The sequence below is a fragment of the Allomuricauda sp. M10 genome (genome assembly GCF_020782875.1).
Taxonomy (GTDB): domain Bacteria; phylum Bacteroidota; class Bacteroidia; order Flavobacteriales; family Flavobacteriaceae; genus Flagellimonas.
Genome location: NZ_JAJGBN010000001.1, coordinates 515,445 through 528,414, shown reverse-complemented (window position 1 = coordinate 528,414; position 12,970 = coordinate 515,445). Strand labels below are relative to the sequence as shown.

Below are 12,970 nucleotides of genomic sequence, written 5' to 3'. Positions count from 1 at the left end.
ATGGATCCTGTCGGGTTTTTGTAGTGTTCCGGTAGATAAGCGTATAGCAAAAACCCGATAGGGCGCAACCTACTTTTTGGTTTTCAGTAGCCCATGTCCTCACCTGCACCTCTGGCCTTATCAATGCCCCTTCCAAGAGCCTTGATGATCTTGGCCGCCATTTGCACTTTATTGGTCGGTAAACTTGGTGCTTTGACGCCCATCGTTTTAAGAAGTTTAAAGGCCATGTCCTTTTCCTTAGTGGGCAATCCCATCACCTTGGCAAAGAACTTCCCCGGTTCCTTGGCATGGGCCTTTCTCCCAACATAGGATTCCACATAGTTCCTCTTGAACCCTGTTGTCCTGTCAAAGGTCTTTTCTGCTGCTTGATAAAAGCTGTCCCTATCAAAACCTCTTTTGACGGTCTTTCCGTTCAGTTCCACTTCGGATGCCTTGTGCTTGGCCATAGGGGAAAGCGTATAGGTGTTAGTAATGTCCCTTCTGCTTACTATGATATGGATATGGGTCTGTGGCCCTTCCTTTTTCATCCCTGCGGCCACTAACTGTCCGTTCTGTTTGTGTGGGGCCAATCTTTCTTGCTCTACGATACTCTTTTCAAGCTCTTTGACATTGCCGATGGACTCTCCCCGCTCCACTTTCCGTATCTCGTTCCTGAGCCTAGCAATTTCACCTCTGTAAGGTGCATTCTCCTGAACCTGTTTGTCAAAGCCACGATAGGTGCGTTCATGTTCGATCTTGGCATAGTATTTCAAGTTCTCGGCCTTGACCTCTTGGTTCCTGTGGAAACTCTTGGCATAGTCCTCCATGAGCTTCCTTGTATATTCCCTGAGCATGTTTGGGTCATTGCCAATCGCCTTTAGTTCCCTTTTATTGGGACTGACCACAATGGAATAGAACTTCGGATCTTTCTGCCTTAGTTTGGCCGTATTGGCATCGATTTCCTCCATCACCTTTTCAGGGCTTACGCTGTCATTTTCTTGGTCAAAGAATTCTTCCCTTGGTTCGGGTAATCTATCCTCGTTTTCCTTTTCCAGATAGTCCACGTAGTTCCCTACACTGGAGTTGTAGGTACTGCCCATTTTCTGTGCTGAGATGGTAAGGTACATGGGCACTATTTTAATTGAGACTTCAAACTTTCAAAATCCCCGGTGCCCATATTGATCTTTAGATATGGCTTTCCCAACATCGGCTCCACCTTTTCCACATTGTTGAGGATTTTATTACAATGCTTTCTATATTCATTGAATTCTTGCAGCATTCTATCGTGCTCTGTTTTCGGAACGGTATTCCTTGGCTCCAAAAAGTCCATTCGTTCTTCCTGTATCTTGACGGGTTCCCGTCTCGGTTTCCTCCCATCCTTTACATAGGCCTCGTAAAGAATAAGTACCATTTCATAGGTGGGCCGGATACTTGTCTTTTCCATGTTCTTGATAATGGCGATGAGCCTATCAAATTTTTTCATCATCTGACGCTCCAGTTTTTTGATGCTTTCAAGGATAATCTTTGTTCCCTCTCCAAAAGGGTCAAGGTTGTTCTCCTTGAAGTATTGTATCATTCCATCCAATACCTCACTATGGGATTTGTTGAACTTTTTGGAATAGCTGCGAAAGCGTGTGGCCGTTTCTTTCTTTATGGTAATATTGGAATAACCACCGCTTCCTTTCTTTGTTCTACCGTTTGTTGATTGCTTTTCCATAGGTACGATTTTGTTTTTTAGTGAAATTGCGTCAATTTTTTCGTCAAAAATCTCCAGTGCTTACAGGGCTTCCCAAAGGGTTTACTGTAGATTTGGGAAAAGTCTACTGTAGCCCCTGTTTTTGCACAGTATTCCAAAACCCATTCAATTAACTGGTTTTCAACTTGTTGAAGACCCGAAAACAACCGTGATGGCGCAATCTGCGCATCACCCTCTTGCTATTCCTTCGTCCCGCAAGCGGGACCGAATAAATACAACCTGATCATCCTTCGGCTGCTTTTTTGGTCTGCATATGTTCTATAAGGTTTTGCATGTCCTCTCCTATCTTATGTTCCAATACTCTGGCATAGATTTGGGTAGTGGACAGTTTGGTATGGCCGAGCATTTTTGAAACGGTTTCTATCGGCACTCCATTGGAAAGGGTTACCGTTGTTGCAAAAGTGTGCCTGGCTGAATGAAAGGATATGGTCTTGTAAATACCACAGGCCTTGGCAATCTCTTTTAGATATTTGTTTGTCTTCTGGTTGGAGAGCACAGGTAGTATTTTAGTATCGGTCTCTGGACTGTCCCAATACTTTTCAATGATTTCTTTTGCTTTGGGCAATAGGGGAAGTTTTACACTTTCTGATGTTTTTTCCCTTTTGGTATAGATCCATTGGTTTCCATCAATACCAAGTACAAGTTGATTCTTTTCAAGTTCCCGGACATCGATATAGGATAGGCCAGTATAACAGGCGAAAAGGAATACATCTTTGACCTTTTCATAGCCTGCTCCAGTGAAGTCAGTTTCTTCAATGCGCCTAAGTTCCCTTTCAGTAAGATAACTTCGTTCAGTTTTATGAAATCTAAGCTTATAGTTAATGAAAGGGTCTTTGTCCAACCATTCCAACTTAACGCCCAGCTTGACCATTTTCATTAAACGCTCCAAGTGTTTCATAGCGCCATTATTGGTACATTTCTTTCCCTTTTGGAGTTGTGGGCCGTTCAATAGATAGTGTTCAAAATCCGTGATGAACTTATAGTTCAATTGTTTCAATCGGATGTCGGGGAGTTTGTATTTGGATTCCAAAAAACGTAGTAGATACTTTTTGGTCCCATAATAGTTCTTCATCGTTCCCGAGCGAAGTACACTCTTTTGGGTTTTATTATGGTACTCGATAAGTTCAAGTAGGGTATTATGTTGCTCGTCCTGTCCTAGATAGCGGGCCTTAATGGCTTGGGCTGTGATTACCTTTTCTTCTCGCAACAATACCTTGTGGGTGTCCATGATTGAGGCATACACCTCATCAAGATAGCTGTTCAATAAACGGGCCTTGTGGGTCAGGCCATGAAGCCTTCCTTTGTTTTCATCCCATTCATTCACTGAGGTATAACGTTTCAAACTGATTTCCGCCCTTTTCCCATTGACGGTAATACGGGCATAAATGGTCAACTTTTGGGGATTATTTGAAATGTCCCGCGTGAAGAGAAGTACTTTTAAAGTGTTGGAATTGCGCATAGTACATAATTTTCGGGTTTGACAAAACAGGTTTGCAAAACACCCATGAACAGCGTCAAACGCTATCTAAATTATGCACAATGAACGTACCGAACCATTCACCGAACTCTACACCTTTTATATGGTTTTAAATGAATTCAATTGAATGCAATAAAAACAAAAAGCACTGTCAATCAGTCAGTTGACAGTGCTTTGATACCACCTATTTAGTGGTTCGTCGGGATGACTGGATTCGAACCAGCGACCACACGCACCCCATGCGTGTACGCTACCAGACTGCGCCACATCCCGATTATTAAATTCGTTTTCTGATGATCGTGGCTTTTGAACTTGCCCAAGAATAACTGTAACCAGTGGTGCAGTTTATCCTGATCTTGCCGAAGGACCACATCCCGAAAACGGATTGCAAAAATAAAAATTTTGTTGAGATTTCTATCCAGACCTTTTAAAACTTTTGTCGCTTATGTAAGTTCAATCTTCTCCTCAAAAAAATCTTGGATTTGGAACTGGTCCAAAAAAATATGGCCCAATGAGCTAGCTCGTTGGGCCATTCAATAAATTTTTAAATTTCTATTTACCATAATTGATGCCTACCATATTAAAGAATAACGCTGGGGCGCCTATTTTCTCCCAACCTTTATCATTTACATTCGTTTCGTTTGTCTTATGGTTCATAATAATCAACCTCACCTATTCGGCTATAGAAACTCACCGGTTTCATCCATTTTCACCCGCAACACCTTGTCCCCGTTTTCCAATTTTAATTTGTATTTTTTAGTGACACCCTTCTTATCATAATACGTGGTGATGTAAGTGTCCTTGGTGATGGTCCAACCTGGGAATCTTTCCAAAATGGCCTCTTTTACAGAATTGGGCAGGTTAATGTTGTTGAATCTTTCGGCAGTACGGATAATTTTTCCGTCCTTGTCATATGCAGCTAGGATCTTACCTTCTGGAATGTAGAATTCGATATTATAAACATCGTAATCATCTTGATAATACCCAGATTCCTTAACATCAAAAGCTGCTACTTTACGTCTTAACATTTCCACAGGAATGGATGCCTCCTCCTTGGTATCAATATTGTTCAGATACTTGTAATTCGTGGCATACACAATTACCTCTGACAATTCCTCTGTCTTAATGATTTGAGATTGCATAGGCGCTACAATTCCCATCACAAAAAGAACTAACAATAGCTTTTTCATGATCTTTGTTTTTAAGTTAAATACTTACGAAAGGGAAATTAGAGCTCCATTATCCACAAGCAACCTAAACTACATCACAAATACCTGATATACTATGATTTAAATCAGTTTACAATGGCATTCTTGGCGCAAAAACGGTAAAAAATGACAACTGTCCTATCATAACTGCCTTCTATCAACGATACAAGGTGAAATGGCCCACAAATCTTTGCTTTTCCCTGTCGTTGGCATTTACCACATACCAGTAATCCCCAGTAGGCAAAGGTTTTCCATCATAATTACCATCCCATTTCTTCACTTGATCCAAACGCGCCACTACCCTGCCATAACGGTCATAGATAATCACATCGATATCTGGGAAATACTCCCTATTTCCTGGATACCAATAATCGTTAAGGTTGTCACCATCCGGGGTGAAGAACGGCGGCATTGTAGGCATCCCTTCAAAATTGAACGGCATAACCAGATTGGCCACACAACCATTTTGGTCTCGCACCATGATGCTGATATTGGAATCGACATTGATGTTGAACACGTTCACTTCTCCGTAGGATTCCCCTTGGAAGAAATACTCATAGCCTCCAAATCCACCCGTGGCCATGGCGGTCACCTCATTTGGCCCTGTTTTGATGGCTTCCAAAGTCAATGGTTCGTATGCATCAATGGAGAACTCCACAAACGTTACACATCCGTTGGCGTGATAAATGTAGACGGTATGTTCGCCAGCAGGAAGATCTCCAAACACGCGCTGATCGGTAGCCATTTCCACATCATCCACATCCAAAGAGAAGAGAAGATCTGAAAGTTGCGAACTATCCGCAATGTTGATGGTGGTGGTACTATTCGGGAAGATTCCTTCGCAGCCATATTCCACAACAGGTTCGGCCACAATATCCACACCAATGCCTATTTCGGCCACCACATTGGTCTGGCATCCATTGGCATCCCTTACAAAAATCACATAGGTTTCACCACCTTGAAGATTCTCGAAGAACATGGTATCGTTTTGCACAAAATCGGCATCCTCCGCAGAGTTAACACTAGTGTAATATGGCGCGGTTCCGCCTGACACCTGAAGGGTCATAGTTCCGTCACCATCGCCCATACAGGTTTCCGGAGTGGTGGAAATTACCCCTGCCAACAATTCCATGGGTTGGGTTATCTCAACGGTTCTGGTGATGGTACAGCCCAAATCATCTTGAATGATGATGTCATACGTTCTGGGAGCCAAATCGTTGAAGATTTTTCTATTGGGATTGTTCGGGTCGTTTCCTTCAAAAAACTCACTCAAATTATCAGAAATGGAATATCGGATGGCCCCAGTACCTCCACTGGCCTCAATAATAATCTGTCCGTTGGCATCACCGGCACACATTACAGGTACGGCTTCCAAATATTCCAATACCAAAGGTGGTTTTGGGTCGATGACGATTGGATCGGAAATTGCGGTACATCCTCCACTTTCTGCATATACATAATAGGTTCCTGGATTCAATTCCCTAAAAATACCTGAAGTTTGCGCTGGTCTGACAATGGTTGAGGCATTGGGTGGTAATGTGTTCGAATTCACCAAAGTATAAATGTAATTACCAATACCTCCAAAAGCTTCCGAACGGATGATACCTGTTGCTTCCCCGGCACAATTGATGGTCGCGTTGGTCAAATCCAAGGCAATGACCAAAGGTGCGGCAGGATCCAACGAAATCTGGTTGGATCTTTCAAAAGGACAACCGTTGGAATTTTGCACATCATATTGGAAAGGACCTGGATCCAACGTGATATCCGCAGCAATCTCCACGCTGGTCATTCCAGCCCCAAAGGGAATAAAGGAATCAGAAGTACCCGATCTGCGATAGAAGTAATCCACCCCTGGCTCCGGATTGGTAACCATAAGTTCCATTCTACCCAAATCCCCACAACCTGGAGGTTGAAGTTCCACCAATTCCGCAACCACAATTTCAGGATCCTGAACAGTGATCGGTACGGTGGTAAAACTACAGTTCCATCCATCAAAAATGGTAATGGTATAGTCCCCTGCCGACAAATTGGCAAATGTTGGGATAGTCTGAAGCCCACTATTGGTACCATCAGTAATTCGGTTCAACTGGTACAAATAATTGCCTGGACCTTGTCCTCCACCCACGTTATAGGCTTCAATGATACCGTTGTTATCATTGTTACAGGCCAATTGTTGCACGATTTGGATATCCGCAGCAATCGGTGTTGGCAATGGTAAATTGATGTTTGTAGAAGATTCACATCCCCTCAAATCCCTAACATTGATGGTATAGGTATCAGTCGACAAGTTTTCGAACACGGGATTGGTATTTGGATAATCGACCAATATATTCCCTACAGAATCCATCAATTGGTATTGATAGGTTCCCCAACCACCGTCACCAGCAACTGTAATCTCTCCATAACCAGGAACATTACAGGTTACCGGAGAAGTTTGGACAGCACTCACGGTCAATGCTCTGTCCGGAGATCTAACGGTTACCACATTACTGATCTCATCACAGAATGGTGATGCTACGGCTTCAATATGTACCACAAGGTTACCTGCGGGCACATTGGGGATTAATTCTGGTGTATTTATCGGCGCATTGGTATCAAAAGTACCCGTCACACCGGTAGAAGTTTCAACTCCTGAACTGTTTCTGCTGAATACCTCATAATTATAAACGCCACTATAATTGTTGATCTGCAAACTGATTACCCCGTCATTTCCGTTGAAACAGGTAACAGGTTGTACTTCAGCAATGATAGCCTCGATGTTGTTATATTCGGGCATGTTGATGGTTGTGGTCAAATAGGTACATCCGCCACTGCCCACATCGGTAACGGCAAAAATGTAATCCCCTGGGGTAGCGATATCCCAAGTAACGCGATCGGTACCACCGGAACTTCTTGCAGGTTCCGAGCCCAAAGGCAAGATTTCCACTTCGTAGTTTCCAGGACCTTCGTTGATGATGATATCGATGGAACCCGGGGCAACGCCGGTTCCCGAAGCATCACAGGTAATTTGGTTCACATTATAACTGAAAGTGATATCCGTCGGCGTGTTGATTGTCACCGTTGACGTTTCCTCACAACCATTTTGATCCCTTGCTGTTAAAATAATGGTCTGGTTGGTACCATTGTCAATGACTTCAAAGGTATTGCTCGTCTGGAAGTTGGTACCATCAAATTGTGGGGTACCATCATTCATACTATAGGTGTAAGGACCAGTTCCTGTAGCAGCTCCCGAGCCATCCCCATTAGTATCGGTATAAATGGTAATCGTAGCCGTACTGAATTGGTTACTGGACGGATTACAACTGAATTGGGTGTTCACGGCATTGGCCATCAACTCTGTTGGCTCATCAATCAAAATGTTACTTGAACGATCGGTACAACCCCTGTCCGATACCACCTCAACTTGATATATATTAGGAGGAAGGTCATCAAAAACCGGAGAACCTTGCGGTCCGGCCACGATAGTTGATGTAGACCCAACATACAAAATGTAGCTCAATGGGGTATCCGTATCGCTTCCTGGTTGCAATTCAACCGAAATGGTTCCATTATCCGCTCCAAAACAGGTTACATCGCTGCTTGGAGTTGCCGTGATCACAGGGCTGTTTACTGTGGATACATTTACAATGGCTTCATCGGAACACAAAGGGAAAGTATTGGAACTAAGGTCCGTAACCAAAATATTGTAATCCCCTGGCAATACACTATTGAAGATATTGGAGCTCTGTGCAGGCCCAATATTGGCCAAAGTACCGGCATCCCTAAGTTGAAACTCAAAATTGCCACTACCACCTGTGGTGTTCACGGTGATCACTCCATCCCCAGCATTACAGGTCGGGAAAGAAGTAGCATCTGCAGAAATGGCAAAGAAATCGAATACTTCGGCGGTGACCGTATTGGTACAACCATTACCATCCCTAACGGTGATCACATAGGTTCCAGGATTGGGTACTATAAAAGTGGTCCCTGTTTGGAATCCACTACCTATGTTGTACTGGAATGTTTCGTCGGGTAGCCCAGATCCGGTGGATAAGGGAGAAACCATATTAATTTGGTAACCACTGGTTGCGGTACACTGGTTTATCACATCGATGACGGGATTAGGTACACCTGCTTCCTGTGTCACGGTCAATGTGGTCAGCGCCGTACAACCGTTGGCATCTTGAACATAGAAATCATAATCCGTAGGGTAAGGACCGGGAATTTCAAAAGTGGTTGCTGCTGCAAAAACAGTCGGTGCAGGGCTTCCTGAAGGTACATAGGCATAATTGAAAGGTGCCGTTCCCCCGAATCCCCTTACGGTGACCAAAGCTCCTGCATTACAGGTTGCTTCCACAAAATTATCAATGGTGATGGATGGCGAGCTAAAGCTGATGAATACCAAGGTACTTCCGCTACAACCATTTACATCATCGCGGACCACTATTTGGTAATTACCTGGGGCCAATCCGTTAAAGGTTCCATTATATGGTATTGTTTCGCCAGTATAGCTAGTAGGTCCGGAAACAGTTGCGCCCGTGTCGGTATTTTGTAAAGTGAGCGTAAAATTCCCAGCTCCGGATATTCCACTAACTTCAAAATCGATGGAACCACTACCCGAAACATTACAGGATGCCGCTGTTGTGGTAGCAACCACCGCAACTGGATTGGATGGTCCAATAGGATCAATTTCTTCAATATAGGTGCAGCCATTGGCATCCCTCACTTCAACAAAATAGGTAACACCTGGAACCACCTGACCGGTAAAGTCATAGGTATCACCTCCTGAAGTAGCAGGATTAAAGGTTGGTTCACCAACCAATCTGAATTCGTACGGTGCCGTTCCTCCTGTTGCTTGTACACGGTAGGGGAAGGAAGTATCGGAACAAATGGAAGGATCTGGATCCAAAGGAATCAAATCCAACTGATTTTGATCGATGATCACTTCGTCACGATCCTCGCAACCTGAAGCATCAGTTGTCACTACGGTATAATTGCCCAAAGGAAGATTTGGAAAGTTCACCGTGGTACTTGCTGTTCCTGTGGAGGAAGCCACCAAATTACCGGCAACATCCAATAAAATATAATCAAACGGTGCTACTCCATTGTTGATGGTTGTAGAAATGGAACCGTTCACTGCCCCAGCAGAACAAATGGCATTGGTTGGGGTCGCAGTGGCATCCAAAGGATCACTGGCCCCGATGGTTACGGTATATTCTGGGCTCACACACCCTCTACTATCACGGATCACGAAACCACCATGGGTACCGGGTCCATAACCAGAAAAGAAGTTTTGACTTCCAAATGTGGCTCCGTTATCGTTACTAAATTCATAAGGAGGTACCCCTTGGGTGGTATCGGGTATCAATTGTACGATACCACTGGTATTATCCCCGCATTGGGTATCGATTCCTACAGCAGAACCGGCAATGGTCTCTGGCGGTGAAATGGTCACAATATTGGATTCCGTGGTACATCCGCGGCTATCCCTTACCATAAACTGGAATGTGGTGTCCGAAATAATGGAGCCATCATTGGGTATGCTGTACACAAAGGAGGTCCCTGTAATATTGTTATTGTCCGAAGTATACGGTGCCCCGTTGATACTTACTTCATAAATATCATAATTGCCACCAGAAGTATAGCCATTACTTATGTTCACCCGGATTTGTCCGGGAGGTCCCGCACAATCCAACTCTTGAATGGTAACAGCATTTGCAATAACCTGAGGTGCAATGGTAGCCGTAACCGTGTCCCTACAATCGTTGGCATCCACCACTTCAATCGTATAAGTACCTGGGGTTAATCCAGAAAAGCTATTGCTTGCTCCCAAAGCGCCGCCATTGATTCGGTATTGATAAGGCGCCAATCCACCTGAAGCATTGACTACTAAAGTAGAAGCCGTAAAATTGTCATAACAGAAATCCGAAGCTCCATTGTCAAGCGTCAAGGTTGGAGCATCCAAACGGGTCAAGGTAAAACTATCGGTAACCGTACATCCGTTGGCATCGGTTACACTAACTTGATAGGTTCCATCTTGTGAAAGATTGGAGAATGTGCTACCATTTTTAGGTCCACGCACGGAACTATCGGGTTGAATCAGGGTATAGCGATTACCTCCCCAGCCTCCAACGGTGCTGATGCGCACGGCACCAATATTTCCATTCTGGCAGCTCATGGCGGTAACATCCAAACTAGAAATGGCAAAAGCAGTTGAAGGTTCTTCGATGACCAAAGTAGCTGTATCGGTACAATTGGTTTCTTCATCGGTCACGGAAATGACATAACTACCCGCTGATAATCCAGTTAAAGGTACAATACCACTGCTTTGCCCTGAGAAAACTGGACCAGCATCGATGCTATAGCTGTAGGTTGAATTAAATCCATCCACCAAATATCGTCCTTCACCATCCGAATCACCAACACAGGTAACCACCTTGGTCTGTTGGGCGGCAACTCCAATGGAGCTGATATCGGTAATGGCATAATTTTCATCATAGGAGCAACCCACATTATCCGTTACCCTAAAGGTATAAGTGCCCAATCCCAATCCCGTAAAGGTACTGTTGTTCCCATTGTTGATGGCACTAGGCGCTGGAGCGATAATTTCATAAGTATAAGGTCCTGTTCCACCGGTTACCAAAACATCAACAGAAGCCGTGGTGGTGATACAGTTCAAACTAGAAATGCTAAAAGCAAGGTCCGTAGGCTTGTTCAAGGTATTGAACACCACATCAGGAAGGGTCTGTACACAACCATTGGCATCACGTACCATTGGCGTGTAGGTTCCCACACCCAAATTTGGAAATACCGGGTTGGTACCAAAACCGGAACCTATACTGTATTCATAAGGTGCCGTTCCACCGGATACCCCGGAAATAGTAATTTGTCCACCAGTTTCATTGGTACAGGAAGGAACTGTATTTGGAGTAGCTGTGGCCGTAATGGTAGAAGGTGTACCAATCGTTGCCGATTGGGGTGCAGTAGTACAGGTAAAAGAATCTTGTTCATACCTCAATACCACATTATAGGAACCTGGAGCCAAGTTGGAAAACACATTGCTTATCTGAAAAGTAGCCCCATTGTTGATACTATACTCAATTTCGTAGCCAAATCCATTGGTCACGTTAACGGTAACCCTACCATCATTGGCACCACCACAATTGGCATCTTGCTCCACAATATTGAAAACGGGCGGTGGAATATCCTGTACATCCACCGAAGCACTTCGTTGACAGCCGTTGGCATCTTCAACCAAAATAGAATAGGTTCCAGCCGAAGTTACAGAAAAGCTAGTGGTACCAGAATAAGTTGAACTAAAAGGAGCGCCATCCACACTAAAACGATAGGGTGCAGTTCCTCCAGAAGTAGTCAAATTCACATTCACAGAAGTGGCCCCACAACCAAAACTATCGGAAGCCGTAGCCGAAACCGCCAATGGGCTTATTCCTCCACCGATTACGATGGGATCACCATTAATATCATTGGTAACTGTTTCAGAACAATTGTTGGTTTCTACTCGAATGCTGTAAGTACCAGGACTCACATTGGCGAATGTATAGTTACTGGCACCATTTGGGCCAAAAGTATCCACGGTCACACCATTTTTTACCAATCGATAGGTATAGAAACCTGGAACGCCAGAAACCTGAACGCCGATACTACCTAATTCCCCGCTACATAAAATATCGTTTGCAGTAACATCCACATTGATATCCAAATCACCTACCGTTACCAAGTTGGATGGAAACACACAGGCACTGGCGGAAACATTTTTCAAACGGACATAAACGCGATAGTCCCCTGGGGAGGCAATGTCAAAATAAGGAGTATCTTGGTAAGGTCCAGATGGACTGTTCAAGCTGTATTCGTACCCAGCGGGTACGTTGGTGACCTCTACCCTACCTGGATTACCACAAATGATATCCTCCTTGATCAATTGTGGATCCAAGGGGTTCAATGAAGACTTGAAATAGTAATATTGCCCTGAATTGACCCTAACCCTGAACTCACCTGCCGTGGAAAGGTTATAGGTAGACCCGGTTCCGACAGTGTTCCATGTACAGGCTCCATTAATGGTAGGACAATCATCCACCACGGTAGCAGCACAAGTGTTGGGATCCAATTTCTGCCATTGGTAGGTACTTCCGGATTGGGATAGGGAAATGGTTCGGACATCACTGGTCCCGCACAAAAAGAATTTGGCCAAGGTGCTCCCATCGTTGGGGCACACCACCTCTTCATTGGCGCCAATAATGATCGTAGCAAACATGGTCGTGCTTGTAGTGAACACATCGTTACTGGTTTCCTTGGTGACTTCGGCAGCGATGACCGGAGCTTTTTCTTCTGCAACTGTTTCGGCGAAAGAGGACACCATTTTGGTCAGTATCCCGTTGACACCTGTTTTTGCTAATACCGTGGAACCGAAGATTGATATGAACACCAACAACACGACATATAGCAAATGCCTTGTTTTCTGTGGGAGCATAGGGTTAAGTCTTGTTAAGAGAATACTTCAGATTTGGGACCTTAATATTCTATAAAGTAATTATCTATTCTTATAAAAATCTC

Annotated in this window: 5 protein-coding genes and 1 tRNA gene; all 6 read right to left on the bottom strand. The window is 44.1% G+C overall.

What is annotated here, in order from left to right; genetic code table 11:
- Positions 1 to 83: 83 nt before the first annotated feature.
- Positions 84 to 1,106, bottom strand: coding sequence for a MobB family relaxase (mobB, locus tag LKX84_RS02510; RefSeq protein WP_228235541.1), 1,023 nt, complete (start codon positions 1,104 to 1,106; stop codon positions 84 to 86).
- Positions 1,107 to 1,111: 5 nt separating this feature from the next.
- Positions 1,112 to 1,696, bottom strand: coding sequence for a BfmA/BtgA family mobilization protein (locus LKX84_RS02505; protein WP_228235540.1), 585 nt, complete (start codon positions 1,694 to 1,696; stop codon positions 1,112 to 1,114).
- Between the two features lie 262 nt (positions 1,697 to 1,958).
- Positions 1,959 to 3,194, bottom strand: coding sequence for a site-specific integrase (locus tag LKX84_RS02500; protein ID WP_228235539.1), 1,236 nt, complete (start codon positions 3,192 to 3,194; stop codon positions 1,959 to 1,961).
- 217 nt (positions 3,195 to 3,411) lie between these two features.
- Positions 3,412 to 3,485 (bottom strand) — tRNA-Pro (locus LKX84_RS02495).
- A gap of 407 nt (positions 3,486 to 3,892) precedes the next feature.
- Positions 3,893 to 4,402: a nicotinate-nucleotide adenylyltransferase gene (locus LKX84_RS02490; RefSeq protein WP_228235538.1), complete on the bottom strand. Its 510-nt coding sequence runs from the start codon at positions 4,400 to 4,402 to the stop codon at positions 3,893 to 3,895.
- Between the two features lie 175 nt (positions 4,403 to 4,577).
- Entirely contained in the window at positions 4,578 to 12,887 is an 8,310-nt protein-coding gene (locus LKX84_RS02485) for a T9SS type B sorting domain-containing protein (protein WP_228235537.1), read from the bottom strand.
- Positions 12,888 to 12,970: the final 83 nt, after the last annotated feature.